General features: G+C 69.3%; 23 protein-coding genes and 2 riboswitches. Of the genes, 16 read left to right on the top strand and 7 right to left on the bottom strand.

Annotated features, from left to right (window positions below; translation table 11 throughout):
* Positions 1-8 precede the first annotated feature (8 nt).
* The 5 genes from MLG87_RS16215 to metH all read left to right on the top strand — a co-directional run bounded on the left by MLG87_RS16215 (position 9) and on the right by metH (position 8,519).
* Positions 9-1,160: a HEAT repeat domain-containing protein gene (locus MLG87_RS16215; protein WP_279341295.1), complete on the top strand. Its 1,152-nt coding sequence runs from the start codon at positions 9-11 to the stop codon at positions 1,158-1,160.
* Entirely contained in the window at positions 1,157-2,599 is a 1,443-nt protein-coding gene (locus MLG87_RS13990) for a glycosyltransferase family 2 protein (RefSeq protein WP_243295763.1), read from the top strand. The genes MLG87_RS16215 and MLG87_RS13990 overlap by 4 nt, the downstream gene beginning before the upstream one ends.
* Positions 2,600-2,672: 73 nt before the next feature.
* Positions 2,673-2,776: riboswitch (SAM riboswitch) on the top strand.
* A gap of 69 nt (positions 2,777-2,845) precedes the next feature.
* Positions 2,846-4,705 (top strand): bifunctional homocysteine S-methyltransferase/methylenetetrahydrofolate reductase, encoded by a 1,860-nt coding sequence (locus MLG87_RS13985; RefSeq protein WP_243295762.1) that lies wholly within the window; start codon positions 2,846-2,848, stop codon positions 4,703-4,705.
* Entirely contained in the window at positions 4,702-4,989 is a 288-nt protein-coding gene (locus tag MLG87_RS13980) for a 2Fe-2S iron-sulfur cluster-binding protein (RefSeq protein ID WP_243295761.1), read from the top strand. Before MLG87_RS13985 ends, MLG87_RS13980 begins: the two co-directional genes overlap by 4 nt.
* Before the next feature lie 107 nt (positions 4,990-5,096).
* Positions 5,097-8,519, top strand: coding sequence for a methionine synthase (gene metH / locus MLG87_RS13975; protein ID WP_243295760.1), 3,423 nt, complete (start codon positions 5,097-5,099; stop codon positions 8,517-8,519).
* Positions 8,520-8,551: 32 nt separating this feature from the next.
* Here metH and MLG87_RS13970 read toward each other — a convergent pair whose 3' ends face one another.
* Positions 8,552-9,058, bottom strand: coding sequence for an SHOCT domain-containing protein (locus MLG87_RS13970; protein ID WP_243295759.1), 507 nt, complete (start codon positions 9,056-9,058; stop codon positions 8,552-8,554).
* Positions 9,059-9,276: 218 nt separating this feature from the next.
* On the opposite strand from MLG87_RS13970, the gene MLG87_RS13965 reads away from it, so the two are divergent.
* From MLG87_RS13965 to MLG87_RS13950, 4 genes are all read left to right on the top strand, one after another.
* On the top strand, positions 9,277-10,464 hold the full coding sequence (locus MLG87_RS13965; protein ID WP_243295758.1) for a hypothetical protein: 1,188 nt from the start codon (positions 9,277-9,279) through the stop codon (positions 10,462-10,464).
* A 99-nt stretch (positions 10,465-10,563) separates the two neighbouring features.
* A riboswitch (SAM riboswitch) is annotated at positions 10,564-10,672 on the top strand.
* A gap of 119 nt (positions 10,673-10,791) precedes the next feature.
* A complete protein-coding gene (locus tag MLG87_RS13960; RefSeq protein ID WP_243295757.1) occupies positions 10,792-12,096 on the top strand; it encodes an O-acetylhomoserine aminocarboxypropyltransferase/cysteine synthase family protein in 1,305 nt (434 codons plus the stop codon).
* A gap of 9 nt (positions 12,097-12,105) precedes the next feature.
* Positions 12,106-13,041, top strand: coding sequence for a homoserine O-acetyltransferase MetA (metA, locus tag MLG87_RS13955; RefSeq protein WP_243295756.1), 936 nt, complete (start codon positions 12,106-12,108; stop codon positions 13,039-13,041).
* On the top strand, positions 13,038-14,381 hold the full coding sequence (locus MLG87_RS13950) for an aspartate kinase (RefSeq protein ID WP_243295755.1): 1,344 nt from the start codon (positions 13,038-13,040) through the stop codon (positions 14,379-14,381). Before metA ends, MLG87_RS13950 begins: the two co-directional genes overlap by 4 nt.
* 21 nt (positions 14,382-14,402) lie before the next feature.
* On the opposite strand, the gene MLG87_RS13945 is transcribed toward MLG87_RS13950, so the two are convergent.
* Complete coding sequence (locus MLG87_RS13945; RefSeq protein WP_243295754.1) at positions 14,403-14,633, bottom strand: hypothetical protein; 231 nt, start codon at positions 14,631-14,633, stop codon at positions 14,403-14,405.
* 239 nt (positions 14,634-14,872) lie between these two features.
* Between MLG87_RS13945 and MLG87_RS13940 the strand changes: the two genes are divergently transcribed.
* Complete coding sequence (locus tag MLG87_RS13940) at positions 14,873-15,430, top strand: hypothetical protein (protein WP_243295753.1); 558 nt, start codon at positions 14,873-14,875, stop codon at positions 15,428-15,430.
* A gap of 22 nt (positions 15,431-15,452) precedes the next feature.
* On the opposite strand, the gene MLG87_RS13935 is transcribed toward MLG87_RS13940, so the two are convergent.
* Positions 15,453-15,845 carry a YidB family protein gene (locus MLG87_RS13935; protein WP_243295752.1) on the bottom strand — a complete coding sequence of 131 codons (393 nt, stop codon included), beginning with the start codon at positions 15,843-15,845 and terminating at the stop codon, positions 15,453-15,455.
* 168 nt (positions 15,846-16,013) lie between these two features.
* Between MLG87_RS13935 and MLG87_RS13930 the strand changes: the two genes are divergently transcribed.
* From MLG87_RS13930 to MLG87_RS13915, 4 genes are read left to right on the top strand one after another with little or no spacing between them, the layout of a single operon-like run.
* Positions 16,014-16,268, top strand: coding sequence for a GlsB/YeaQ/YmgE family stress response membrane protein (locus tag MLG87_RS13930; protein WP_243295751.1), 255 nt, complete (start codon positions 16,014-16,016; stop codon positions 16,266-16,268).
* Entirely contained in the window at positions 16,268-17,215 is a 948-nt protein-coding gene (locus MLG87_RS13925) for a DUF4126 domain-containing protein (RefSeq protein WP_243295750.1), read from the top strand. The genes MLG87_RS13930 and MLG87_RS13925 overlap by 1 nt, the downstream gene beginning before the upstream one ends.
* Before the next feature lie 57 nt (positions 17,216-17,272).
* Entirely contained in the window at positions 17,273-19,315 is a 2,043-nt protein-coding gene (locus tag MLG87_RS13920) for a M13 family metallopeptidase (protein WP_243295749.1), read from the top strand.
* Between the two features lie 16 nt (positions 19,316-19,331).
* Positions 19,332-19,922, top strand: a complete 591-nt coding sequence (locus tag MLG87_RS13915; protein WP_243295748.1) for an isochorismatase family protein — start codon at positions 19,332-19,334, stop codon at positions 19,920-19,922.
* Positions 19,923-19,928: 6 nt separating this feature from the next.
* Here MLG87_RS13915 and MLG87_RS13910 read toward each other — a convergent pair whose 3' ends face one another.
* On the bottom strand, positions 19,929-21,176 hold the full coding sequence (locus MLG87_RS13910) for an FG-GAP repeat domain-containing protein (RefSeq protein WP_243295747.1): 1,248 nt from the start codon (positions 21,174-21,176) through the stop codon (positions 19,929-19,931).
* A 108-nt stretch (positions 21,177-21,284) separates the two neighbouring features.
* On the opposite strand from MLG87_RS13910, the gene MLG87_RS13905 reads away from it, so the two are divergent.
* On the top strand, positions 21,285-21,914 hold the full coding sequence (locus tag MLG87_RS13905; RefSeq protein ID WP_243295746.1) for a uracil-DNA glycosylase family protein: 630 nt from the start codon (positions 21,285-21,287) through the stop codon (positions 21,912-21,914).
* Here the strand turns inward: MLG87_RS13905 and MLG87_RS13900 are convergent.
* Genes MLG87_RS13900 through MLG87_RS13890 form a run of 3 tightly spaced genes read right to left on the bottom strand, consistent with a single transcriptional unit; the run spans position 21,881 to position 23,252 of the window.
* On the bottom strand, positions 21,881-22,231 hold the full coding sequence (locus MLG87_RS13900; RefSeq protein WP_243295745.1) for a PadR family transcriptional regulator: 351 nt from the start codon (positions 22,229-22,231) through the stop codon (positions 21,881-21,883). The genes MLG87_RS13905 and MLG87_RS13900 overlap by 34 nt on opposite strands.
* A 44-nt stretch (positions 22,232-22,275) precedes the next feature.
* Positions 22,276-22,782, bottom strand: coding sequence for a hypothetical protein (locus MLG87_RS13895; RefSeq protein ID WP_243295744.1), 507 nt, complete (start codon positions 22,780-22,782; stop codon positions 22,276-22,278).
* A complete protein-coding gene (locus MLG87_RS13890) occupies positions 22,779-23,252 on the bottom strand; it encodes a hypothetical protein (protein WP_243295743.1) in 474 nt (157 codons plus the stop codon). The genes MLG87_RS13895 and MLG87_RS13890 overlap by 4 nt, the downstream gene beginning before the upstream one ends.
* Positions 23,253-23,463: 211 nt before the next feature.
* Between MLG87_RS13890 and MLG87_RS13885 the strand changes: the two genes are divergently transcribed.
* Positions 23,464-26,277: a M16 family metallopeptidase gene (locus MLG87_RS13885; protein WP_243295742.1), complete on the top strand. Its 2,814-nt coding sequence runs from the start codon at positions 23,464-23,466 to the stop codon at positions 26,275-26,277.
* Positions 26,278-26,394 lie beyond the last annotated feature (117 nt).

Here is a 26,394-nt window from a genome sequence, read left to right as displayed (position 1 = left end):
TCCTGTCCATGCCCTTTCCCCACGACCTGCTGCTGCCCATCCTCCGCTGGGCGACATTCGGCCTGCTGGTCCTGACCGGCGGACTGGTGCTGGTGGGCACCATCCTGCAGTACCGCAAGGACCGCCAGAACCGACATCGCATCGCCTGCTACCAGGCCTGGGAAACCCAGCTCACGGACTACCTGTTCAAGAAGGGCTACGAGCACGAGTCCTTCGGGCCGGTCCCCTGGGCCGATCGGTGGCTGTTCAGGGACTTCCTCGCCCGCTACCAGTCCACCATCGCCGGTCAGGAGTTCGAGCTGCTCCGGGAGCTCTACCTGGGCATGGGCCTCCACGCGTCCCTGCCCCAGCGGCTGAAGGACCGCGATCCCAACGTCCGGGCCCAGGCGGCCAGGGAGATCTCCGTTTTCCGCCTGGACGAACCGGCGGAGCACGCGCCGCCCCCGGTGACGGAGCGCCCCTGGCGCTGGAAGCCCGGCATCCGCATGGAGGGCTACCTGGAGCAGGTCCTGCCCCTGCTCGATGATCCGGTCCCCTTCGTGGCCCACACGGCGGCCCAGGCCCTGACCCACAGCCGGAGCCTGCGGTTCGCCGCGCCGGTGCTGGCCTGGGTCATGCGCGAAGAGCTCTACCAGCGGGAGCGGCTCCTCCGGGTGCTCGAAGGGTTCGGGCCGGACCTGCTGCCCTGGATGAAGGAGAACCTGGAGTCGCCGAACCAGAACCCGGAGCCCTGGATCCTCTACGCCCTGCTGGTGGGCTCTCATCGCCACCGCGAGTCCCTGCCGCGCCTCCTGTGGCTGCTGGACGTGCCGAGTGTGGACCTCCGGGCCTCCGTCCTCAAGGCCCTCATCATCCTGGCGGACCCGGAGGTCTACCCGCGGGTGCTGAGCCTCGCCGCAAGCCCGGCCTGGGAGATCCGCGCCCAGGTGGCCCGGGCCCTGGGCGTGCTGGGCGGCCCCTCGGCGGTTCCCGACCTGCTCCCGCTGATGACCGATCCCGTCTACGAGGTCCGCCGCAACGCCGCCCAAAGCCTCGTGGACCTGGGCCACTCCGGCGTGTCCGCCCTGTCCTGGCTGGCGGACGATCCCGCGTCCGACCGCTTCGCCCGCGACATGGCCCGGGAGCGGCTCGAGTGGGCCGATGAACGGGGGCACCTGTGACTTTCCGCGCCGTCATCCTGGCCTTTGCCGAGTGGGGCATCCTCCTCTACTACCTGGCCATGCAGCTGACGAATCTGTCGCTGATCCTGCGGGCCTTCTTCTCCATCCGCAGCTACCTGGACGCGGTAAGGATCGACCGTCTCGACACGGCCTTCGAGACCAGCCACTACAAGCCCATCACGCTGATCTGCCCGGTCTACAACGAGGAGGCCGGCGCGGTGCCCAGCGTCAACAGCCTCATCAGCCTGCGCTACCCCGAGTTCCAGGTGGTGGTGGTGAGCGACGGCAGCACGGACGCCACCCTCGAGCGCCTGATCAAGGCCTTCAAGCTCCAGCCGAGCCAGCGCGTCGTGCGCCACCTGCTGCCCACCCAGGAGGTGCGTGGCATCTACGAGAGCGCCTACGTGCCCAACCTGGTGGTGGTGGACAAGGCCAACGGCGGCAAGGCCGACGCCCTGAACTGCGGCATCAACCTGGCCCGCTACCCGCTGGTCTGCTGCATGGACGGGGACAGCCTCCTGGAGAATGACGCCCTCCTCCGCATCGCCCGGCCCTTCATGGACCGCCCGGACATGGTGGCCTCCGGCGGCGTGGTGCGGCCCGTGAACGGCTGCAAGGTCACCCCCATGGGCATCCGCGGCATCTTCCTGCCCGGTTCCTGGCTGGCGCGCTTCCAGATCGTGGAGTATCTGCGGGCCTTCCTCTTCGCCCGCGTGGGCCTGGCCTCCCTGGACAGCATGTTCATCGTCAGCGGCGCCTTCGGTGTGTTCCGCAAGGACCTGGTGGTGGCCGCGGGGGGCTTCGAGACCGCCACCATCGGCGAGGACTTCGAGCTCGTCGTGCGCCTCCACCGCTGCCTGCGCGAGTGGAAGCGCCCCCACCACATCACCCTGGTCCCCGATCCCGTGTGCTGGACCGAGGTGCCGGAGGATTTCCACGGCCTGGGCCGGCAGCGGAACCGCTGGCAGCGCGGCCTGCTGGAGACCCTCTGGCGGCACCGGACGATGTGCTTCAATCCGAAGTACGGGCGCATCGGGTTCTTCTCCATGCCCTACTTCATCTTCTTCGAGGCCCTGGCCCCCGTGGTCGAGGTGGGCGGCTACCTCGTCTTCGCCTGGTCCGTCTGGACCCACTCGCTGAACACGCCCTTCGCCATCCTCTTCATCTACGTGGCCCTGCTCCTGGGCGTTCTGAACTCCGTGGTAGCCGTGGTGCTCCAGGAGATCAGCGGCCACCGCTACCAGGGCCTCAAGGCCTGGGCCCTGCTCCTGTTCGCGGCCGTGGCCGAGAACTTCGGCTACCGGCAGCTGACACTGTGGTGGCGACTCCGGGGCACCTTCGACTGGATCCGCGGCAAGGACAGCTGGGGCCACCTGAAGCGCAAGGGCCTCACGGCCCATCCGGCCGGGGAAGGGGTCGCCCCGCCGCCGCAGGCTTGACGGACAGGCGTGGTCAGACCATGCTGGTTCCTCGATCTTTGGCAGTCCCCATGAGTGCCCCCGGCACTCCATAGCGCTATCCAGAAAGGTGGAGGGAAAGGCCCTGTGAAACCTTGGCAACCTGCGAACGCAAGGTGCCAACTCCTGCCCCCGGCATGCCCGGGGGGAAGATACCGAACGACCCGGACTGACCCGAGACCTCCTGGATACCGATGAGGACCGCCCTGATCACCACCAGGCGCATCCATGACCGAATCCACCTTCCGGCAGGCCCTCGACGAGGGCGAGTGTTTCCTCTTCGACGGAAGCACGGCCTCGGCCCTGCATGACCGCGGCATCACGCTGCAGCGGAGCTTCGAGGAGTGCAACCTCAAGACGCCGGACCTGCTGCTGGCCATCCACGGTGAGTTCCTGGCCGCGGGCGCGCAGGTGCTCACCACCAACACCTGGGGCGCCAACCGGCTGAAGCTCGCCGCCCGGGGCCTGGAGGGCCAGCTCGACGCCATCAACCGCGAGGGCGTGGCCCTGGCGAAGCAGGCCATCGCCCAGCAGCAGACCCGCGCCTGGGTGGCGGGCTGCATCGGGCCCCTGGGCGTTCGCATCGAGCCCTGGGGACCCACCTCCTTCGACGAGGCCCGGGCCCTCTTCCGCGAGCAGGCGGAGGCGCTCATCGGGGCCGGCTCCGACCTGGTCGTGCTGGAGGGCTTCGAGGACCTCAACGAGATCCACCAGGCCATCCTCGCCGTCCAGGGGGTGCGCGACCTGCCCCTCGCCGCCCTGATGACCACCAACGACGAGGGCCAGGCCCTGTTCGGCGCGGAACCGGAATGGTTCATCAAGCAGCTCGACACCTGGGGCGCGGACCTGGTGGGCCTCATTGGCGGCAACGGCCCCGCGCCCCACCTGCGGCTGCTGGAGCACCTGAAGGGCGTCACCACCCGGCCCATCGTCCTGCTGCCCAACCCCGGCCTGCCCCACATGGTCGATGGCCGCCTGATCTACGGGGCCAGCCCCGAATACCTGGGCGGCTTCGCGGCCCGGGCCCTGGCCGGCGGCGCCCGCGCCGTGGGCGGCTGCAGCGGCACGACGGCCGCCCATATCCGCGCCATGCGGGGGGCCTTCCGCCAGGAGCGGGCCTTCGTCCAGGCCGGGGGGCGCTACGAGCTCAAGCCGCACGAGCAGCCACAGCCCGAGGTGCCCTTCGCCTTCCGCAGCCGCTTCAGCCTCAAGCTCGCCCAGGGCGAGTTCACCCACACCGTCGAGCTCGTGCCGCCCAAGGGCATGGAGTACGACAAGCTCCTGGCGAAGACCCGCCAGTGCCGGGCCCTGGGCGTGGACGCCATCAACGTGCCGGACGGCCCCCGGGCCATGGCCCGCATGTCCGCGCTGGCCACGGCCCTCATCATCGAGCAGCAGGTGGGCGTGGAGACCATCCTCCACTACGCCTGCCGGGACCGCAACCTGCTGGGCATGCAGAGCGACCTCCTGGGCGCGGCGGGCCTGGGTCTGCGCAACATCCTGGCCGTCACCGGCGATCCCCCGAAGCTGGGGCCGTACCCCCAGGCCACGGCGGTCTTCGACGTGGACGCCATCGGCCTCGTGAACATGCTCAAGCGCCTCAACACGGGCCTCGATCTCGGCGGCGCCAGCATCGGCAAGCCCACCTCCTTCAGCGTGGGCGTGGGCGCCAATCCCGTGGCCCCGGACCTGGAGCGGGAGAAGACCCGGTTCCGCTACAAGGTCGAGGCCGGCGCCCAGTGGGCCATCACCCAGCCCGTCTTCGACCCGGACAGCCTCTTCCGCTTCCTGGACTTCGCCGAGGGTGTGGCCCCGGACCTGCCTGTCATCGCCGGCATCTGGCCCTTCAAGAGCCTGCGCAACGCCGAGTTCATGGCCAACGAGGTACCCGGCGTCCTCGTGCCGCCCGCCCTGCTCACCCGCATGGCCAGGTGGGCCACCGCCGACGACCAGGTCAAGGAGGGCCTGGCCATCGCCCAGGAGACCATCGAGGCCATCCGCCCCCGCATCCGCGGCCTCCAGCTCAGCGCCCCCTTCGGCCAGGTCGAGCTCGTGGCGCCGCTCCTGCCGAAACGGGAGGTCGCATGAGCGTGAAGGTCCATTTCCTGCTGGAGGATCTGCTGGTCGAAGCACCGGAGGGGACGCCGCTGCAGACGATCGCTGACGCCGCCGGGGCGGACATCACCTTCGGCTGCCGCACGGGCTCCTGCGGCACCTGCCGCGTGCGCGTGGCCGAGGGCCTGGGCCACTGCAGCGAGATGGGGCCGGAGGAGCGGGACTTCCTCCAGGGCCTGGACGCGCCGGCCGACCAGCGCCTCGCCTGCCAGGTGACCGTCCACGGCGACGTGGCCATCGACTACCTGGGACTTTAGCCACAGATGAACACGGATGAACTCAGATATGGATTTCAGGCACGAGATCTCTCTCAACCCCATCCGTGTCCATCTGTGTTTATCCGTGGCGAATTAAAGGTTTTCCCATGACCACCATCGACGCCCTCCTCCGCGACAAGGTACTGCTGCTGGACGGCGGCATGGGGACGCAGATCTTCGCCCGCACGCCCACGGTGGAGGACTACGGCGGCACGGCGCTGGAAGGCTGCGTGGATCTGCTGACCGAGCGCCAGCCCCAGTGGATCCGCGAGATCCACGAAAGCTATCTCAGCGCCGGCGCCGACGCGGTGGAGACCAACACCTTCGGGGCGAACCCGCTGGTGCTCGGCGAGTTCGGACTCTCGGCCAGGGCCTACGATCTGAACGTCCAGGCCGCCTCGCTGGCCAAGGAGGTGGCCCGCAGCTTCGACCGGCCCCGCTTCGTCATCGGCTCCGTGGGTCCCGGCACCAAGCTCATCACCCTGGGCCACGTGGGCTACGCCGAGCTGCTGGCCTCGTACCGCGTGCAGATGGAGGGCCTGCTGGACGGCGGCGCCGACGCCATTCTCATCGAGACCTGCCAGGACCTGGGCCAGATCAAGGTGGCCGTGCGCGCCGCGCGCGAGGCCATGGCCGCCAAACGCCGGAAGGTCCCGCTCTGGGTGCAGGCCACCGTGGAGACCACGGGCACGCTGCTCGTGGGCTCCGACATCTCCGCCGTGCTCACCAGCGTGGAGCCGCTGGGCATCGACGTGCTGGGCCTCAACTGCGCCACGGGCCCGGACGAGATGCACCAGCACCTGCAGACCCTCTGCGAGGCCAGCCCCTTCCCCATCAGCTGCCTGCCCAACGCGGGCCTGCCGGAGAACGTGGCCGGCGAGGTGGTCTACCCCCTGGACCCGGCCGCCTTCGCCCCCAAGGTGCTGCATGCCGCCTCGGAGTTCGGCCTGGCCATCCTGGGCGGCTGCTGCGGCACCACGCCGGATCACATCCGCGCCCTGGCGCCCGGCGTGACGAAGCTGAACCCGCCGAAGCGCGCGCCGAAGCTGGAGCGCAGCGCCGCCAGCCTCTACCAGAGCGTGACGCTCAAGCAGGAGCCCGCGCCCCTCATCGTGGGCGAGCGGACGAACGCCAACGGCTCGAAGAAGTTCCGCGACCTGCTGGCCGCCGAGGACTGGGACGGCATGATCGCGCTGGCCAAGGAGCAGCAGAAGGAGGGCGCCCACCTGCTGGACCTCTGCGTGGCCTACGTGGGCCGGGACGAGACGCGCGACGCGGACGAGCTGCTGGGTCGCCTGGTCTCCCAGATCACCCTGCCCCTGGTCATCGACAGCACCGAGGTGCCGGTCATCGAGAAGGCCCTCCAGCGCAGCCCCGGCAAGTGCGTGGTGAACTCCATCAACTTCGAGGATGGCGAAGGCAAGGCGCGGAAGATCCTGGACCTGTGCAAGACGTACGGCGCGGCGGTGGTGGCCCTCACCATCGACGAGCGGGGCATGGCCAAGACACGGGAGGAGAAGCTGGCCGTGGCGAAGCGCCTGCACGCTCTGGTGGTGGGCGAGTACGGGCTGGACCCCGGCGACCTGATCATCGATCCGCTGACCTTCACTCTGGGCAGCGGCGACGAGACGTTCCGAGGTTCCGCCGTCGAGACCCTGGAGGCCCTGCGCCTCATCAAGGTCGAGCTGCCGGGCGTCATGACCATGCTCGGCGTGAGCAATGTGAGTTTCGGCCTGAACCCAGCGGCCCGCCACGTGCTCAACGCGCTGATGCTCTACCACGGCGTGAAGCACGGGCTGGACATGGCCATCTTCAACGCCTCGAAGGTGCTCCCCGTCGCGAAGATCGACCCCGAGGAGCGCCGCATGGTCGAGGACCTGATCTTCGACCGGCGCGCCGAGGGCTATGACCCCCTCAAGGCCGTCCTGGCGCGCTTCAGCGACCGCAAGGCCACCCACGCCGACGACCACCGGGCCGACCTGCCCGTGCTGGAGCGCCTGCACCGCGGCATCCTCGATGGCGAGAAGCAGGCCATCCTCGCGGACGTGGACGAGGCCCTGAAGGACCACGACCCCCTGAGGCTCATCAACGAGGTGCTACTGGGCGCCATGAAGGTGGTGGGCGAGCGCTTCGGCTCCGGCGAGATGCAGCTCCCCTTCGTGCTGGAGAGCGCCGAGGCCATGAAGGCCGCCATCAAGCGCATCGAACCCCACCTGCCCCGGGAGTCCACCTACCAGAAGGGCCGCATCCTGCTGGCCACGGTGAAGGGCGACGTCCACGACATCGGCAAGAACCTGGTAGACATCATCCTCAGCAACAACGGCTTCGAGGTAAAGAACCTGGGCATCAAGCAGCCCATCGAATCCATCCTCAAGGAGCTGGAGGCCTGGCCCGCCGATGCCATCGGCCTCTCGGGCCTGCTGGTGAAGTCCACGGTGATCATGAAGGAGAACCTGCACTTCCTGGAGGAGCAGGCCCAGCAGGTGCCCGTCATCCTGGGCGGCGCGGCCCTCACCCGCGACTACGTGGAAGGCGACTGCCGCCGGTCCTATTCGGGCGCGGTGCTCTACGCGGAAGATGCTTTCGAGGGCCTGCGGCACATGCAGGCTCTGGTGGCGGGCGACCTCAGCGTGCCGGCGCCTGCACCAGCCGCTTCCGCGGCGGGCGATATCAAGATCCTGAAGCGAGGGAGCGCTTCGGTGCCGCTCACGGAAGCAGGCCAGAGCAGCTGGGTGCGCCATGACGCGCCTTCGCCGGAGCCACCCTTCTGGGGTGTGCGGGAGATCGCCGACGCGCCCGTGGACCTCTTCGAGCACCTGGACGAGTTCGCCCTGGTGCGGAACCGCTGGGGCTTCAGCCAGGGCAGCCAGGGTGACGAGGCCTTCGCGGCCGTGCTGCGGGACAAGGCCGAGCCCCAGCTGGCGCGCTGGAAGGAGCGCCTCGCGGCCGATCCAGTCTTCCAGCCGAAGGCGCGCTACGGCTACTTCCCCGTGCGGGCCGAGGGCGATGCACTGCGGGTGCTCGATCCCAGCGACCGTTCCAGGACCCTCGCCGTGCTCGGCTTCCCGCGCCAGGGCGCAGGCCGCCGCCTTTGCATCGCGGACTTCTTCCGGGCGGACGCCACCGATGTGCTGGCCCTCCAGCTCGTCACCCTGGGCCAGGCTGCCGCGGACCATGCGGCCAGGCTCTACCGGGAGGATGGCTACGCGGACTACTTCGCCTTCCATGGCCTCGCCACGGAGCTGACGGAGGCCTACGCCGAGCGGCTCCACGCCCGCATCCGACGGGAGCTGGGCATCCACCACAAGGACCTGCCGGGCCGCGCCCTCTTCGCCCAGGGCTACCAGGGCTCCCGCTACTCCTACGGCTATCCCGCCTGCCCCGACCTGGAAGGCAACGGCCCCATCCTCGACCTGCTGCGCGGCGCGGAGATCGGCGTCCACCTCAGCGACAGCCACCAGATGGATCCCGAGTACAGCACCAGTGCCCTCGTGGCCTGGCATCCCCAGGCGCGGTACTTCTCGGTTTGACTGGCCTGCCGACGGACCCCCTGGGTGGGTCCCTACTGAGCCTTCGCCTTCTCCATGACCTTCTGCCGAAGCTCCTGGAACTCCGCCTCGGAGATGAGTCCATCCTTTTTCAGTTTCTCCAGCTTCTCCAATTCGGTGCGCAGGTCGAATGCAGGCGAGGCAGGTGAAGCTCCCCGCATATCGGCAGCCCCCTCCGACCCGCCCGGGCTGGCCTTCACCCGGGCCTCCTGCGCCCTGCGGGAGGGCCGCCCGGCCTTCAGGTCCTCCTGGGTCCCGAAGGCGTCCACTCGACCATTCACAAGACGGACGTACTGGGTTCGGCTGTTGATCTTGATGGCCCCGTACCGATCGTAGGCCTCGTACTCAAGCACTTCGGTGTCGTTGGCGACCGTCGTCTTGGAGGGACCTCCCACGCGTTCGAGCACTTCCTTCTTGGTCATCCCCACCCTGAGCTTCGTCACATCCAGATCCGGCTTGGTACAGCCCATGGAGACAACCGCCGGGAGGGCGAGGATCAAAGCGGCGAAGCGGCGTTGCATGGTGAGGCCCCCCAATCCGTGGCAGGCAGCCCTCGCAGAGGGCGGAGCTTGCCAAGAAGAGCAGTGTGGCAGAGGTGACCTTTCCAGACAGCGGCCGGCAAGGCGTAGCAGGCCAGGAGGAACCGGGCACTCGGGAACGAATGGCCCGCTCTGCGGTCGTGGCTGGGGCACGTCGGGCCATGATCCAATGGTCGGGTGATCGGGCGTGGGAGGTGGCCATGAAGCTGGCCCTGAGGGGTGGATGTCTGCTGCTCGCGGCGCGGGCGCTCTCCGGGCAATCCATCGTGGCCCTGGCAGACCGGCAGGAGGTCGTCCTGGAAGGCCAGGTGCTGCGGCGAACCACCGCGGAGTCAAGGCTCGCTCCGGTCGGAGACCTGCCGGACTTCCGGCCCGGCCTGAAGCCTCTGGGGCGCATGGAAGTGGCCTGGGATGGGTCCAAGGTCTACCAGGTCGGATTCACGGAAGACCACCATCTGGTGGCCCGTTCGGGAAAGCCCTTCTTCACGGATGCCGGGGAACGGCGATGGGCCTGGACTGAGCCGAAGGCCCTTCCCGTCAAGGCAGGGGAAAGCCGGAAACTCCTGGGGGGCTGGGAAGACCGCCTCCTGTTCCTCCAGATGAGCCGGGATGCCAAGGCAGGGCCTCAATCAGCCCCATCTCCCAGGGGCGGAGCCGCATCCCAATGCCTGGTCCGGGTGGATCTGCTGACCGGGGAGGCCGCGCAACTCCTGGAGGTACAAGTCGGAAGCGATGCGCGCATGACAGCCGCGTTTTCCGGTGATGCCTTCTACCTGTTCACGGCCACGGGGAGGGCGGTCCGTGTGCGGGTGCGCACGGAACCCTGGTCCGTGGACCTGATCCACGCCGGGTTTTGGGGCGAGGCCGGCATCACCTTGTGCAAGGACACGGGGGAATTCCGGAATCCCTCTCTGTTCGGCAAAGCGTTTCTCGATGGGGACGGAGCCATCCTGGTCCCGGCCCAGGTGTTCCTGCCCCTGGACCGTGCGGACATCGATCTGGCCTGGTCCAAGCTCCCCCAGTTCCGGAAGGCGGAACTCATCCAGTCCGGGTTCTGGCCGATTCCGGCCGACAAGGAGGTCGGCTGGAAGGATGATGTGCGCTTCCTGAGGTTCGATCCTGTAACCACCCGGTTCACCCAGGTGGACCATTCCCGTTTCGATCATCTCGTGGTGGAAGAGGAGAAGCCTTTCGTGGTCCGCCGGTTCGAGGCGATCGAGTCCACCCAGGACTTCACCTCCGAAGGGGGCAGGATCATGCCGCTGGAGGAGGCCCTGAGAACGGCCGAATCCCCACCAGCGCCCAAAGGCAAGCCCGCCACGACAGTCAATCCCGCCCCCAGGCCCGGCCCAGCTCCCACGAAGCGGAAGGAGCCGGCTCCTCTGTGAAGACAACGAAAGGGGTTGCCAACCAGGTTGCCCGGCGTTACTGTTCTCCACCGGCCCTTCGGGGCCGTTCTCTTACGAGATCCTTGTCAGTTCCATAGCGAGTTATCCAGAAAGGTGGAGGGACGGGCCCTGTGAAACCTTGGCAACCTGCGAAAGCAAGGTGCCAATTCCTGCCGCGATTGAGCGATCAAGCGCGGAGAGATGTCGAGCTGTGTCGAACTGACGCAATCATCGAAGGGGCCCGAGCAATCGGGCCCCTTTTGCTTTTCCTGGACTTGCTTGGACAGACGAGGCCTCGGCCTTTCCATCCCTTTTCCAGGAGACGCCATGAGCGCCAGCCCCACCCCCCGCTTCGAGACCCTCGCTCTCCACGGGGGCCACAGCCCGGATTCGGACACCAAGAGCCGGGCCGTGCCCATCTACCAGACCACCAGCTACGTGTTCGACAGCACCGAGCACGGCGCGGCCCTCTTCAACCTCGAGGTCCCTGGCAACATCTACACCCGCATCATGAACCCCACCACCGCCGTGCTGGAGCAGCGCGTGGCCCAGCTGGAGGGCGGCATCGCGGCCCTGGCCACGGCCTCGGGCCAGGCGGCCATCACCCTCACGCTTACCACCCTGCTCCGCGGCGGCGACCACGTGGTGGCCGGCAACAACCTCTACGGCGGCACCTACAACCTGCTGAGCCACACTCTGCCGCGCGCGGGCATCACCACCACCTTCGTCGACTCGACGAAGCCCGCGGCCTTCCGCGCCGCCCTGCGGCCCGAGACCCGCGCCATCTACATCGAGGCCGTGGGCAATCCCAAGCTGGACGTGCCCGACTTCGAGGCCATCGCCGCCATCGCCCACGGGGCGGGCATCCCGCTCATCGTGGACAACACGCTCCCCAGCCCCTACCTGCTGAACCCCTTCAAGCTCGGCGCGGACATCGTGGTGCACAGCGCCACCAAGTACCTCGGTGGGCACGGAACCTCGGTGGCGGGCCTCATCGTGGACGGCGGCACCTTCGACTGGAAGGGCGGAAAGTTCCCCGAGTTCACCGAGCCCTTCGCCGCCTACCACGGCGCCATCCTGGCGGACCTCGCCGGCCCCGCGGCCTTCATCACCAAGGCCCGCATCGAGGGGCTGCGCGATACCGGCGCCGCCCTGAGCCCCTTCAACGCCTTCCTCATCCTCCAGGGCATCGAGACGCTGCACCTGCGCGTGGAGCGGCACGGCGCGAACGCCCTGGCCCTGGCCCAGTGGCTGGAGACGCACCCCAAGGTGGCCTGGGTGAACTACCCCGGCCTGCCCGACAACGCGAACCACGCCGCCGCGGCCCGGTACTTCCGCCAGGGCGCGGGCTTCGGCGGCATCCTCACCTTCGGCCTCAAATCCTCAGCATCGGGGGGAGGGTTGAAGGCTGGCGGGGCCGTCATCGACGCGGTCCAGCTCTTCTCGCGCCTGGCCAACCTGGGCGACGCCAAGAGCCTCATCATCCACCCCGCCACCACCACCCACGCCCAGCTCTCCGCGGAAGCGCGCGCGGCCACCGGCGTCACCGACGACCTGGTCCGCCTCTCCGTGGGTCTCGAGCACATCGACGACCTCATCGCGGACCTGGATCAGGCCCTGGCGAAAGCGTAGGCCCCAGCCATGCCCGTGAAGATTCCCGACACCCTGCCAGCCCGCGGCGTCCTGGAGGCGGAGAACGTGTTCCTGATGGAGGAGCGCCGCGCCCTCCAGCAGGACATCCGGCCCCTCCGCATCGCCATCCTCAACCTGATGCCCACCAAGATCGCCACGGAGGCCCAGCTCCTGCGCCTGCTGGGCAACTCCCCTCTGCAGGTGGAGGTGACGCTGCTCCACATGGCCTCCCACGAGGCGAAGAACACCCCGGCGGAGCACCTGCTGGAGCACTACGTGTCCTTCGCGGACGTGCGCGGGCAGGCCTTCGACGGGCTCATCGTCACGGGCGCCCCCGTGGAGACGCTACCCTTCGAGGCGGTGGACTACTGGCCGGAGCTGGCGGAGCTGCTGGACTGGGCCCGGACGAACGTCTTCTCCAGCTTCTTCATCTGCTGGGGCGCCCAGGCCGCCCTCCACCACTACTACGGGATCCCCAAGCACCCCCTGGCGGAGAAGCAGTTCGGAGTGTTCCCCCACCGGGTGAACGCGCGCCAGGAGCACCTGGTGCAGGGCTTCGACGATGTGTTTTTCGCGCCCCACTCGCGCCACACGGAGACCCGCCGGCCGGACGTCCTGGCGGAGCCGCGGCTCATGCTCCTGGCCGAGTCGGACGAGGCCGGCGTGTACCTGCTGCAGTCCACGGACCGGCGGCAGGTCTTCGTCACGGGGCACTCGGAGTACGATCCGGGCACCCTCCAGGGCGAGTATGCCCGGGACCTGGGCAAGGGCCTGCCCATCGGCATCCCCCGGAACTACTTCCCGGAGGACGACCCGACCCGCGAGCCCCTGGTGCGCTGGCGGAGCCACGCCAACCTCCTCTTCTCGAACTGGCTGAACTACGCCGTCTATCAGGAGGTCCCCTTCCAGGCGGACGCCCTGCCGGTGGAAGGGAGGCAGGCATGAGCCTGAAAGTCCTCAAGTTCGGCGGCAGCTCCGTGGGCAGCGCCGACGCGCTCCGCCGGGCCGCCGCCATCGTCCACGAGGAGCTCCCGGCGGGCGGCCTGGTGGTGGTCTCGGCCCTGGGGGGCGCCACGGACCGCCTCCTGGAGGCCTGTGCCTCGGCGGGCCGGGGCGACCTGCCCGGTGCGCGGGAGCATCTGGTCGCCCTGAGGGACCGGCATCGCCAGGTGGCCTCCGAGCTGAGCCTCTGGGCCGAAGTCCGGCCTGCCTGGACGCCCCTGTTCGAGCGGCTGGACCAGCTGCTCACGGGCATGGCCATGCTGGGCGAGGCCACGGCCCGGGGGCGGGACTCGGCCCTGGCCCTGGGCGAGACGCTGTCGGCTCATCTGGCGGCCCTCTGCTTCGGCGGGACCTTCAAGGACGTGCGGGACGTGATGCGGACCGATGCCCGCTTCGGCAAGGCGCGGCCCCAGCTCGCGGCCCTGCGCGCCGCCGCCGCGCCCTGGCGCGAGGGTCTGGCGGCCGGCGCCCTCTGGGTCACCCAGGGCTTCCTGGGCGCCACGGCCGAGGGGCACACCACCACCCTGGGACGGGGCGGCTCCGACACCAGCGCCACCCTGCTCGGGGAGGCCCTCGGCGCGACCGAAGTGCAGATCTGGACCGACGTGGACGGCGTGCTCACCGCGGATCCCAGCCTGGTGGCCGAGGCCCAGCCCATCCCCCAGATGAGCCTGGGCGAAGCGGAGGCCCTCAGCGCCTTCGGGGCCAAGGTGCTGCATGCGGACTCCCTGGCTCCCGGCGGCCGGGCGGGCTTCCGGCTCGTGGTGGCCAACACCCTGCGGCCGGCGGCCTCCCGCACGGAGATCCTGCCCGTGCCGCCAGCACGGGCACCGGGCGCCGTCACCTCCGTGGCATACAAAGAAGGCCTCAGCCTCCTGCGTTTCCCGGCCTCGGACGGCCTGGAGCCGCCCCTGGAGGCCGCGCGGCGCCTGGAGGAGGCCGGAGCCCTGCGCTTCGGACTGGTGTCCAGCCCGGCAGGCACCCTGCTCGCGGTGCGGCCGGACACGCCCGCGGCGACCAGGGTGCTGGCCGACCTGGCTGCCGAGGGCCCGGACCTGGAAGCCGGCTGGGCCGTGGTGGCCCTGGTGGGCGAGGGCCTGCGGGCCGATCCGCTGGCCGCCCTGCGCCACCTGGCGGCCCTCGGCCAGGAACCGGTCGGCGGCCTCCTCACCGGCGGCAGCACGGTCTCCATCGCCTTCCTGGTCCCCGAAGCCCGGCTGACGGACCTCATCCCCCGCCTTCACGACCGCTGCGTCCTGGACACCCTCCAGACCCAGCCCTGACCGGATTTTCGCGGTCCCGAATCAGCCCTGGCGCAGGAGCCAGGCGGTCAGGCGCGTGTGGAAGTCCTCGGGGTGCTCCAGGTCCGTGGGTCGCAGTCGGGCGGGATGAGCCGGATCCGCCAGCAGGAGGGGGGCCGCATCCACCAGGTTGGGCAGGCGGTGGCCATCCGGCAGGGACCATAGGGCCCCTCGCGCCTCGTCTTTCCGCACTTCCGGCGCATGGCGCCGGTCGCCCCGTGTCTCGCAGGTCATCACTTCCTCTGTGAATTCTAAAGATAGGGCTCCCCACCCCCTGCGCCACCACCCCCTGATCGGGCCGTGCCTCCTCCGCCCAGGTCGGCCAGGATGACGGGAGAACCGATCCATGACCCAGTCCATACAGCGCCTCAATTCAACATGGATTTTCCCGCGACGGCATCTGACCCCGCTCCCCCGCCGGACGTACATTTCCCGTACGCGGACGCATCCCCCGCGCGAACTGGGGGCAGGTTATGAGGTCACTCAGCGAATCCACCACCAACATCCTGGAATGGCGGCGGTCGGGAGCCAATCCCAGGAGCTTCGAACTGCACGTGGAGCAGGAGGTCTTCGGCACCATGACCTTCATGGACGAAGGCTGCATCCTGGCCCGCGTCGAGACAGCCGAAGGAACCTGGACCCTCAAGCACCTGGGCGTGATGAACCCGGTGGTGACCCTGCGGGAGGAGGGCGGGAAGGTGAACCTCGCCACCTTCCACCCCCACGCATTCCGGCACGGGCGCCTGGAATTCGAGGACGGCGCCGCCTTCGACTGGATCTGGCATCACGGGGTCGGCCCCGGCGGGACCTTTGCGGATCTCAGTGGCATGCCTCTGGTGCGCCTCCATGCCCGCACGGGCCGGGACGCGACTTCCCTTCCCGGCTACGAGCAGGGCGACGTGGAACTGGACACGACACATCCGGCCCGCTTCCGGCATGCCATCCTCGCGGCCATCGGGTGGTACCTGATCGTCTTCGACCACCTGAAGGTACGCGACGCCACGGCCGCGGAGACCGCGCTCCGGATGTAGCGTCCCGTTTTTTCAGGCGCGATCAGCCCAGGAACTTCTTCAGCAGATCCATGCCGATGCCGCCTTCGGGCAGGCTGCCCTGGGGGCTCAGCTTGTCGATCACCTGGGGCAGGAGGCTGGCCAGGCCTGAGGCGGCTTCGCCGTGGGAGACGCCCAGCTGGCCCGCCAGCTGCTGAAGCTGATCGGAGCCCAGGGCCGCCTGGACGTGCTCAGCGCTGATGGGCTGGTTCTCGCCGGTACTGATCCAGGAGGCCACCTGGTCGCCCAGCCCCTTCTCCTGGAACTGGCCCAGCAGGCCCTGGAGGCCGCCGGGATGGTTCTGGATGAGGCCCATGATGGCGCCCATGAGCGGGTTGCCGCCCTCCGCCTGACCGCCCTGTCCCAGCAGACCGCCCACCATGTCCAGCAGACCCATGACATCCTCCTCGGGAAGTGGAGCCCCAGCTTCCTCTCCGGTCCTGCCTTCCGCAAGTCCTGAATTCAAGGCATCTCAGCATGATGTGTCCCGGGTTTTGCGATTGACCGCACCTGACCCGAAGCCTAAGGTGGCTGCATCATTGCCCAACCCATCGAGGAGGTCTGCATGCTCCACCTCATCTGGACCTGCATCATCGGTCTCATCGCCGGCGCCGTGGCCAAGCTCGTCATGCCCGGCAAAGATCCGGGCGGGTGGATCGTCACCATGGTCCTCGGCATCGCGGGCTCCTTCCTCGGCACCTGGATCGGGCGGGCCGTGGGCCACTACCAGGAAGGTCAGGGCGCGGGCTTCCTCATGTCCGTGGTGGGTGCGGTGATCCTCCTGGGCATCTACCACCTGTATAAACGGTTCACGGCTTGATGGGCCCAGCGCAGACCCTGGCGGCCATCCTCGGCCTCTCCACCGTCTCCGGCATCAACCTCTACCTCACGGTGCTCCTGGTGGGCGCGGGGCAGCGCTATGGCTGGATCCACGGCCTGCCCCCGGACCTGGCCATCCTCAGCCACCCGGTGGTGCTGGGGGTGGCGGCCCTCCTGTTCCTGCTGGAGTTCCTGGCGGACAAGGTGCCCTTCATCACGCCCATCTGGGATGGCCTGCACACCTTCATCCGGCCCCTGGGCGGAGCCCTCCTGGCCCTGGGGGCCGCGGGCGAGCTGCACCCTGTGGCCAAGGTGCTGGCCCTGCTGGCAGGCGGCACCATCGCCCTGGGCACCCACGGCAGCAAGATGGGCGTGCGGCTCCTGGCCCACACGGCGCCGGAACCCGCCAGCCACAGCGTTCTCAGCGTGGCGGAGGACGTGGGTGTCGTCGGGCTCTTGGCCCTGGCCTACAGCCACCCCGCCATCGCGCTGCCCGTGCTCGGCGCGGTGCTGGTGGCCACGGCCCTCCTCCTGCCGCTGCTGCTGCGGGCCCTGGCCTTCGTGCTCACGGGCTTCCGCGGCGCCCTGCGCTCCCTGGTGGGGCGGGGCACCCGCGACGAGATCCCCCTCTGGGCGGAACTGAAGGCCCTGGAGCTGGCGCCCACCCGCCCCACGGAGATCCTGCCCTGCTTCGCCCGCCGGGTGAAGGGCCTGCCGCGGTTCCACGGCGCCTTCCTCGTGCAGGCGGGCGGAAACTGGCACCTGGTCTACCGGCGCTGGTTCCGCACCCGCAGCCTCGCCTTCGACGCCGCGTCGGGACCAGTCCGCACCATCCCCGGCCTCCTGTGGGACACGGCCGTGTTCCTCCAGGACGGGAAGGCCCAGGTCCTGCTGGTGGGGCGGGATTGGCGCCATGCGCTGCCCGCGGAGATGCCGCAGCCCTCCTAACCCCCCACCTTCCCCAACGGAGCCTTTCGGTCCACCCTGGAAGGTCCTGAGGTACCCATGCGCGGATCTTTGCCCCTCCTTTCCCTGTGTCTCACCGTCCCCGCCCTGGTGGCGTCCCCGCCCAAGGCCGCGCCCCACGGCCTCGACCTGACCGGCATGGACCGCGGCGTGGCGCCCGGCGACGACTTCTTCGCCTACGCCAACGGAGCCTGGGTGAAGCGGACGGAGATCCCCGCGGATCGCGGTTCCTACGGGGTGGGCCGCGAGGTGGCGGACCTCACGGACCGTCGCACCGCCGCCCTGATCCAGGCCGCCGCGAAGGCGCCGGCTGGTTCCGAGCTGCGGAAGGTCGGCGACTTCTACACCAGCTTCATGGCCGAGAAGGCCATCGACAAGAAGGGCCTCGGTCCCCTCCAGCCCACCTTCAAGGCCATCGCCGCCATCCAGGGCCGCCAGGACCTGGCCCGGTACCTGGGGACGACCCTGCGAGCGGACGTGGACGTGCTGAACAACACCCAGTACCACACCGCCAACTTCCTCGGCCTGTGGGTGGCGCAGGACCTGGACGAGCCCACCCGCTACGCACCGTTCCTCCTCCAGGGCGGCCTGGGGCTGCCCGAGCGCAGCTACTACCTGGATCCCTCGGAGGGCATGGCGGCCGTCCGCACCCAATACACCACCCACGTGGCGGCCATGCTGAAGCTGGCGGGCCTGTCGAACGTCCTCGAGCGCGCCACGGCGGTGGTGGATCTGGAGACCCGCATGGCCAAGGCCCATCTGGGCCGCGAGGAGTCCGGCGACGTCCAGAAGGGCAACAACCACTGGACCCGCGCCGACTTCCCCGCCAAGGCCCCGGGCCTGGACTGGGAGGCCTTCTTCGCAGCCGCGGGCCTCTCGAAGCCCCAGGTGTTCGTGGTCTGGCAGCCCGGCGCCGTCACCGGCCTCTCGGCCCTGACCGCGGACGTGCCCCTCGACGTCTGGCGTGACTACCTCATGTTCCACGCCATCCAGCACTGGGCGCCGGTGCTGCCCAAGGCCGTGGCGGACCAGTCCTTCGCTTTCTACGGCAAGGTGCTGAGCGGCGCCTCCAAGCCCCTGGACCGCTGGAAGAGGGGCGTGGCGCTCACCAACGAGGCCCTTGGCGAGGCCGTGGGCAAGGCGTACGTGGCGAAGTACTTCCCGCCTTCCGAGAAGACCCGCGCCGAGCGGATGGTCGCGAACATCAAGGCGGCCTTCCGCATCCGCATCGAGCACCTGGACTGGATGTCCCCCGCCACCAAGGCCAAGGCCATCGCCAAGCTGGATGCGCTCAAGGTGGGCGTGGGCTACCCGGATCGCTGGCGCGACTACCGCGGCCTGAAGGTCGCCGCCGGAGACGCCTTCGGGAACCTCCAGCGGGCGGAGCGCTTCGAGTACGAGCGGAACCTGAAGAAGCTCGGCCAGCCCATCGACCGCACGGAGTGGGTGATGAACCCCCAGCTCGTGAATGCGGTGAACCTGCCGGTGATGAACGCCCTCAACTTCCCGGCGGCCATCCTCCAGCCCCCCTTCTTCGACCCGAAGCGGCCCATGGTCATGGACTACGGCGCTATCGGCGCGGTGATCGGCCACGAGATCAGCCACAGCTTCGACGACTCCGGCTCCCTCTTCGACGCCAGCGGCAAGCTGGAGAACTGGTGGACGCCCGAGGACCTGAAGCACTTCCAGGCCTCCGCCGACCAGCTGGTGAGGCAGTTCGACGCCTACGAGCCCTTCCCGGGCCTCCACATCAAGGGCAGGCAGACCCTGGGCGAGAACATCGCCGACGTGGCGGGCCTCGCCGCGGCCTATGACGCCTACCGCCTGTCCCTGGAGGGGAAGGAGGCGTCCCTGGTGCAGGGCCTCACGGGAGACCAGCAATTCTTCCTCAGCTACGCCCAGAGCTGGCGCGAAAAGACCCGCGAGCCGCTGCTCCGCCAGCAGATCCTCACGGACGGCCACGCCCCGGCCTCCTTCCGGCCCTATACGGTGCGGAACCTGGACGCCTGGTATCCGGCCTTCCAGGTGAAGCCCGGCCAGAAGCTCTACCTGGCCCCGGCGGACCGCGTGAAGATCTGGTAGATCCCGGGAGGTTCCCATGGCCCTGCTCGATTCCAGCCGCAGCATCCTCGTGGTCATCGACCTCCAGGGCAAGCTCGTGGGCATGGTCCACCGGCCGGCCCTGGTGCTGGAGGCCACCCGCCGGCTCATGCGCCTGGCGGACCTCTTCGCCGTGCCGGTGGTGCTGACCGAACAGTACCCCAAGGGCATCGGTCCCACCGAGGAGAGCATCCGCGCCGCCTACGACGCCCTGGCCACGCCGAAGTTCTTCCTGGAGAAGACCGCCTTCGGCTGCTGCGGCGACAGCGGCTTCGAGGCCCTGCTCAAGCAGGCCCGGCCCCACCTGGCCCGGGAAAAGCGCCAGATCGTGGTGGCGGGCATCGAGGCCCATGTCTGCGTGATGCAGACCGTGCTCGAGCTGCTGGGCTCCGGCCACGAGGTGCACCTCTGCTGGGACGCCGTCAGCGGCCGGGGCGAGGAGTACCGCCGCCACGCCCTGGAACGCATGGCCGCGGCCGGGGCCACGCTCACCAACCACGAGTCCGTGGCCTTCGAGTGGGCCCGCGACAAGAACCACCCCCAGTTCAAGGCGCTCTCCGCGCTGCTGAAGGAAGGCCAGCCCGGTTGAGCGCCCTCAGCGCAGCGCCCGCGGGGAGCTGAAGATCCCAGGCGCCGTCTGGACCATCACGCTGGGCCCCTCGTTCAGGACCACATCCGCGCGGCCATCGCCATCCACATCGCCGAGGGCGAGGAAGTTGGAGGACGGCGTCCCATCCATGGCGCTGCCCGCGGCGAAGGCACCGCGGTGGGTGGCGGACTGCAGGAGGACGGTCACCTTCGAAGGCGTGGACAGCGACTGGTACACCAGCGAGATCACCGCCACATCCGGCAGACCGTCGCCATTGAGATCCCCGATGGCCACCTGACGCGCCCCATCGGCCATGGGAATGGCCGTGGCGACGAAGACACCAGGCTGGGCCTGCAGGAAGACCGTCACGCTGGCACCGCCCCGACCACCGCCTGGAGCGTTCCCGGGGTTCGCCGCCACCAGGTCCATCCGACCATCGCCATCAAGGTCCGCCGCGGCCACCCCATCGATCCGCTGCCCCGGGGCGAGGAGCATCGGCGGCACGAAGCCTCCGCCCGCCTGCCGCAGGAGCAGGGCCACACCGCCCGAGCCCGCCAGCACCAGGTCCGATCGGCCGTCGCCATCGACATCCGCCGCCGCCAGGTCGCTGAACCCCTGCCCGGCCGCCACGGGTACCGGGACCGCCGGCAGGAAGGTGCCCGGCGCGTCCGGGGCCTGCGCCAGCAGGAGCATGCGGCCGTTGACACGCACCCCATCCGCCACCGCCAGGTCGGCCAAGCCGTCCCCCGTCAGGTCTGCCACCGCCGATGATTCCGCCGCTCCGCCGGTCCGAACCCAGGCCTGGGGAAGGAAGCGCCCCGGCGTCGCGGGGTCCTGCCGGAGCACGATCAGCCCACCGCTGTCCCCCGGGGTGTTCAGTTGCGGGGGCGTGGAGGCGGGAATGGCCACGACAAGGTCCGGCCGTCCATCCCCGTCCAGGTCTCCCGCCGACAGGCCCCAGGGATCGAAAGCGAGGGGATACGCCGTCGGCGCAGCGAATCCGCCCGCGGCCTCCCGGAGGAAGACCTGCACGCTGCTCCGGTGTGTCCCGCCGTCGATCAGGGTGGCGGGGACCGCCACATCCGCCCGGCCATCCCCGTTCAGGTCCGCCACCACCACCTGGCCCCAGACCCAGAAGGGCGGGATCACCACCTCCCCGCCGCCCCCGCCCCCGCAGGCGACTCCGAGCAGCAGGGCCGCTGCTCCCGCCAACGGGATGGTTCCCTTCCCGAGGTCCTCCGCGAGTCGCCTCACGATCCACCTCCCCGGAGCTTTCCGGTCTAGACCCGCAGATGACCTCTGGCGGAAGGGCGTCCTCCACGCCGCGGGACCATTGCAGAATGTACGCCTTCAGGAAGCGCCATGCCCCGCATTCAAGGCCAACCCGTCCCCGCCCTCTTCCCCGACTCCGGGCCCGTCTCCGTCATGCTCTTCGGCGAAGCCCCCGGCCCCCGGGGCGCGGACCAGTCGGGCCTTCCCTTCTGGGGTGACGGCGCGGGCATCACCGTCTACCGCGCCCTGGCCGCCACCGGCCGGGCCGAGGTGCCAGAGGCGGCCTGGGAGGACTGGGACGGCGCCCGCTTCAAGGCCCTGGCCCTGGCCCCGCGCCTCATCGGCACGGCCCTCAGCAACGCCTATCCCGCCTGCCCCACAAAGGACGGCGAGCACTTCCACGCGCCCTCCAACCGGGACCTGCTGGATCCGGCCAACCTGGCCCGGCTGGCGGCGGAGCTGGCCCGGGCCTCACGGGGCGGCGCTTCCGCGCTGCGCGTCATCGCTTTCGGCAAGCGGGCGGAGTGGGTGCTCTCGCGGCTGGAGGGCGCGCCCCCCTTCGATCTGCATGCCCTCCCGCACCCCAGCGCCCAGGGCCTGCTGCAGGCCGCCCCCGGCAAGGGGAAGGGCCTGCGGCTGGAGGACCTCCGTGCCGAGTGGGAGGCCCGACTCCGACGGCTGCTGGATCAGGGCCGGCCGGAAGGCCGCACCTTCGCGTAGCTGTCCAGGAAGCCCTGCAGGAAGCCGAGCCGCTGGCGGATGTCCTCCTCCCAGAAGCTGAGCCGCTCCCAGCCGAGGAGTGTCAGCTCGTAGATCTTCCGGGCGGGGCCTCGGGTGCCCGTGTCCCAGTGGGCCGTCACCTCCCCGGCCGCTTCCAGGGCCTGGAGCGTCCGGTAGATGGCGCCAGGGTCCCCCTTGAAGTCCGCGAACCGCGCGTGGAGCGCCGCCCGGATGGCGTGGCCGTGCAGGGGCCCCTCGGTGAGGGCCAGCAGGATGAAGGCGGGAAGGTGGCGGCCGTGGCGGTGAGGGGCGGGCATGGGATGAAGGCAGTGTACCCTCAGCGCCCTCCTCAGCGCCTATCTCAGCGGGCCGACCGGCGTTCCAGCCGCTCCATGAGGAACCCGCAGCCGAGGATCCCGGGGACAGTGAGGGCAAGGCGGATCAGGGCGAAGCGCGGGCCCAGGAAGGCGCTCTCCAGCATCAGCATGGGCACTTTGATGGTGGCCCAGGCGCCCAGGAAGATGACCAGGTTGGCGGTCCGGGCCCCCTTCTCCCGGAGCGACAGGCCCAGGGGGAAGGCCGCGTAGATGGGTCCCGCCGCCGCCGTGCCCAGCAGCATGGCGAAGGCCACCCCACGGAGGCCCGATCCCGGCCCGAGGCTCCGCTCCACCACCGCCCGGGGAACCCAGGCGTCGAACAGGGCCAGGAGGACCAGCACCGGGGGCAGGATGGCCAGGATCTGGCCGAAGCCCTGCAGGCCCCCCTTGGCCGAGGCCGCCGCAAGCTGTGGGAACCGCCAAGCCAGGCCGAGATGGACCGCCGCAATGGCGGCCAGGATCCAGAAGACGGGACGCCAGGTCCGGCTCACAGGAGCACCCCCATGGCCGCCCCGATGGTCAGGGCCAGGGCAAGACTCAGGGCCTGCCTCTGGAAGGTGAAGGCCCGGCCGAAGGCCTTGACCTCCAGGGGCGCGGTGAGGACGCCCACCATGGTGAGGGTGGTGATGAAGCTGGCGAGGGCGGGAAGACTGGCTCCCATGCGGTGGAGAGTTCCCGCCAGGGGATAGGCCACCGGCGACGGGATCGTGATCAGGGCACCCAGGCCCGACAGGAGGAGGAAGCCCGCGGCCCCGTGCTCCTGGAACAGCCGCGCCACGGCCTGGGGCGAGATCAGGACCGTGGCCAGCCCGATGCCCGCCGTCAGCCCCAGGAGGGAGGGCAGCAAACCGAGCCAGGATCGCCACGCCGCCTCCAGGGCCTTGCGGGTGCGAGCCCGGTCCTTCCGGGCGGACAGGAGAAGGCCGGACAGGGCCAGCGAAAGCAGGATGAGGGAAGACATGAGAGTTGGCTCCATGTTGAGCATCTAGATGCTTATGACATCTAGATGTATGAACATGATCCCTTCCGCCCCTCCTGTCAACCTCCCCAGGCCCGGCCCCTTCCCGAGGGGAACCTCAGGCCAGACCTAAACATTTCTTAACAAGCGCTTCTCTGCATGCCGCGTAATCTGAGGGTCTCCCATCGGGAATCTTTCACAACCTGGAGGTCACATGCCCTTCTCCCGTCGATTGATGCTGCCCCTCTGCGGGGCCCTGGCCATGGCGCTGGTGGCGGGGGACGCCCCCAGGCCCGCCAGGACTCCCAAGGCCACCGCCCCGGTCAAGGCCGCCAAGGCTGAGCCCCTGGCCACACCCTTGGCCGCGCCCGTACAGGTGACGACGGTGGAGGGCATCACCGAGTACCGCCTGGCCAACGGCCTGCGGGTGCTGCTCTATCCCGACGCCAGCAAGCCCACCATCACCACCAACATCACCTACCTGGTGGGCAGCCGGCAGGAGCACTACGGCGAGACGGGCATGGCCCACCTGCTGGAGCACATGCTCTTCAAGGGCACGAAGGCCCGGCCGGACACCTGGAAGATCCTCAACGAGTTGGGCGGCGACGCCAACGGCACCACCAACTTCGACCGCACCAACTACTACGTCTCCTTCCCGGCCTCCGAGGAGAACCTGAAGAAGGCGCTGGATCTGGAGGCGGACCGGATGCTGAACTGCACCTTCACGGCGGAGACGCTGTGGGGCAAGGACGGCAAGAGCGGCGAGATGACCGTCGTCCGCAACGAGTTCGAGTCCGGCGAGAACAGCCCCTTCCGCACCACCATCCTGCGCGTGATGTCCGCGGCCTACGACTGGCACAACTACGGGAAGCCCGTCATCGGGGCCCGCAGCGACATCGAGCATGTGAACGTGGACCACCTCCGGGCCTTCTACACGAAGTACTACCAGCCGGACAACGCGGTCCTGATGGTGGCGGGGCAGTTCGACGGACCGAAGACCCTGGCCTACATCAACGCCACCTTCGGCCGGCTGCCGAAGCCGGCCCGCACCCTGGAGCCCACCTACACCGTGGAACCCGTCCAGGACGGCGAGCGGCTGGTCACCATCCGCCGCGTGGGCGGCACCCCGCTCCTGGTGGCCGGGTACCACGTCCCCCCTTCTGCCCAGGCGGATCGCAGCGCCACGGACCTGGCGGCCAGCATCCTCACCGACGCGCCCAGCGGCCGTCTCTACAAGGCCCTGGTGGAGACCAAGCTGGCCGCCCAGGTCTTCCCCCTCTCGTTTTCCACCTACGAGCCCGGCCTCCAGATGTTCGGCGTGATGCTGCCGAAGGATGGGGATGTGGAGAAGGTGAAGGCCATCCTCCTGCGCGAGGTGGAGGACCTGAAGGACAAGCCCCTAACCCAGGCCGAGCTGGACCGCGCCAAGGCCCAGGTCCAGAAGGGCGTCGACCAGACCCTCTCCAACACCAAGAACATGGCCATCAGCCTCAGCGAGGCCATGGCCACCGGCGACTGGCGGGAGTGGTTCCTGGACCGCGACCGCACGCTGTCCGCCACCCTCGAGCAGGTCCAGAAGGTCGCCGTCACCTACTTCAAACCCAGCAACCGCACCCTCGGGGAGTACCTCCCCACGGAGAAGCCGGACCGCACCGAGGTGCCCGGGGTGCCCGATGTCGCGGCGGACGTGAAGAACTACACCGGCAAGCAGACCATCGCCCAGGGCGAGTCCTTCGACGCCACCCCCGCCCACGTGGACCAGCGCACCCTCCGCTTCACTGCCCCCAACGGCCTGAAGGGCGCCCTGCTGTCCAAGAAGACCAAGGGCAACATGGCCTCGGTGCAGTTCACCCTGCGCTTCGGGCAGGAGTCCTCGCTGCGGGACAAGCAGGCCGTGCCGGACCTCACGGGCGCCATGCTCATGCGCGGCACCCTCAAGCACTCGCGCCAGGAGATTGCCGACGCCTTCGATAAGCTGAAGGCGGAAGTGATGATCACCGGCGGCGCCACGTCCGCCAATGCCCGGATCAAGGTGCCCCGGGAGAACCTGGCCGCCACCCTGAAGCTCGTGGCCGAGGTGCTGCGTGAGCCCGCGTTCCCGACCTCCGAGCTGGACACCCTCGTGAAGCAGCAGACCACGGGCATCGAGTCCCAGCGCCAGGAACCCCAGGCCAAGGCCATGGAGTTCCTGGGCCAGACCCTGGACGCCTACCCCGCCGGGCACCCCTCGGCCTACCGGCCCCTGGAGACCCGGATCCAGGACCTGAAGGCGGCCAAGGTGGAGGACCTCAAGGCCTTCCATGCCGCCTTCTACGGCGCCGACCACGCCACCTTCGCCGCCTCCGGCGACTTCGACGCCAAGGAGCTCCAGGCCCTCGTGACCGACCTCTTCGGCACCTGGACGTCCGCCTCCCCCTACACGCGCATCCCCGCGCGGATGAAGGAGGTCCCCGGCCAGTCCAAGGTCCTGGAGACGCCGGACAAGCAGATGGCCATCTTCCTGGCCGTGGAGCGCTGGGCCATGAAGGACACGGATCCTGACTACCCGGCCTTCCTCATGGCCAACCAGATCCTCGGCGGCGGCACCCTGAAGAACCGCCTCGGTGACCGCCTGCGCCAGAAGGAGGGCTTCAGCTACGGCGCCGGGTCCTACGCCAACGTCAGCAGCCAGGATCCCGTGACCTCCTGGCAGGCCTACGCCATTTACGCGCCCCAGAACGCGGCGAAGCTGGAGGCGGCCTTCCAGGAAGAGCTGCAGAAGGCCCTGAAGGACGGCTTCACCCAGGAGGAGCTGGACTTCGCCCGCAAGACCTGGCTGCAGGGTGAGCAGACCGAGCGGCAGGACGACCGTGCGATCGCCGGCTGGCTGAACACCTCCCTCTACCTGGACCGCCCCGTGCTCTTCGAGGCCGAGCTGGAGGCCAAGGTCCAGGCCCTCAAGCTCGACGAGGTCAACGCCTCCCTGCGCAAGCACCTGGACCCCGCGAAGCTCGTGATCGTGAAGGCGGGGGATTTCGCCAAGAAGTAGGCTTTGCCCGGCTGGCGAATGGGGGAGCGGCTTGCCGCTCCCCCATTTTCCTAGGTGGGGAAAGCGTTTCATGGTCTTCTGAATGTCCGCTCGGCGTTGACAGTGACGCGGGGCGAT

Source organism: Geothrix mesophila (assembly GCF_022808835.1).
GTDB classification, from domain to species: Bacteria; Acidobacteriota; Holophagae; order Holophagales; family Holophagaceae; genus Geothrix; species Geothrix paludis.
Note: the sequence above shows the minus strand (reverse complement) of the source record. Positions and strands in the feature narration are given on the sequence as shown.

Coding starts and splice junctions, on each gene's coding strand:
- MLG87_RS16215 (WP_279341295.1), top strand. CDS start 9: ATGCCCTTTCCCCACGACCTGCTGCTGCCCATCCTCCGCTGGGCGACA.
- MLG87_RS13985 (WP_243295762.1), top strand. CDS start 2,846: ATGACCGAATCCACCTTCCGGCAGGCCCTCGACGAGGGCGAGTGTTTC.
- MLG87_RS13980 (WP_243295761.1), top strand. CDS start 4,702: ATGAGCGTGAAGGTCCATTTCCTGCTGGAGGATCTGCTGGTCGAAGCA.
- metH (WP_243295760.1), top strand. CDS start 5,097: ATGACCACCATCGACGCCCTCCTCCGCGACAAGGTACTGCTGCTGGAC.
- MLG87_RS13970 (WP_243295759.1), bottom strand. CDS start 9,058: ATGCAACGCCGCTTCGCCGCTTTGATCCTCGCCCTCCCGGCGGTTGTC.
- MLG87_RS13965 (WP_243295758.1), top strand. CDS start 9,277: ATGAAGCTGGCCCTGAGGGGTGGATGTCTGCTGCTCGCGGCGCGGGCG.
- MLG87_RS13960 (WP_243295757.1), top strand. CDS start 10,792: ATGAGCGCCAGCCCCACCCCCCGCTTCGAGACCCTCGCTCTCCACGGG.
- metA (WP_243295756.1), top strand. CDS start 12,106: ATGCCCGTGAAGATTCCCGACACCCTGCCAGCCCGCGGCGTCCTGGAG.
- MLG87_RS13950 (WP_243295755.1), top strand. CDS start 13,038: ATGAGCCTGAAAGTCCTCAAGTTCGGCGGCAGCTCCGTGGGCAGCGCC.
- MLG87_RS13945 (WP_243295754.1), bottom strand. CDS start 14,633: ATGACCTGCGAGACACGGGGCGACCGGCGCCATGCGCCGGAAGTGCGG.
- MLG87_RS13940 (WP_243295753.1), top strand. CDS start 14,873: ATGAGGTCACTCAGCGAATCCACCACCAACATCCTGGAATGGCGGCGG.
- MLG87_RS13935 (WP_243295752.1), bottom strand. CDS start 15,845: ATGGGTCTGCTGGACATGGTGGGCGGTCTGCTGGGACAGGGCGGTCAG.
- MLG87_RS13930 (WP_243295751.1), top strand. CDS start 16,014: ATGCTCCACCTCATCTGGACCTGCATCATCGGTCTCATCGCCGGCGCC.
- MLG87_RS13925 (WP_243295750.1), top strand. CDS start 16,268: ATGGGCCCAGCGCAGACCCTGGCGGCCATCCTCGGCCTCTCCACCGTC.
- MLG87_RS13920 (WP_243295749.1), top strand. CDS start 17,273: ATGCGCGGATCTTTGCCCCTCCTTTCCCTGTGTCTCACCGTCCCCGCC.
- MLG87_RS13915 (WP_243295748.1), top strand. CDS start 19,332: ATGGCCCTGCTCGATTCCAGCCGCAGCATCCTCGTGGTCATCGACCTC.
- MLG87_RS13905 (WP_243295746.1), top strand. CDS start 21,285: ATGCCCCGCATTCAAGGCCAACCCGTCCCCGCCCTCTTCCCCGACTCC.
- MLG87_RS13900 (WP_243295745.1), bottom strand. CDS start 22,231: ATGCCCGCCCCTCACCGCCACGGCCGCCACCTTCCCGCCTTCATCCTG.
- MLG87_RS13890 (WP_243295743.1), bottom strand. CDS start 23,252: ATGTCTTCCCTCATCCTGCTTTCGCTGGCCCTGTCCGGCCTTCTCCTG.
- MLG87_RS13885 (WP_243295742.1), top strand. CDS start 23,464: ATGCCCTTCTCCCGTCGATTGATGCTGCCCCTCTGCGGGGCCCTGGCC.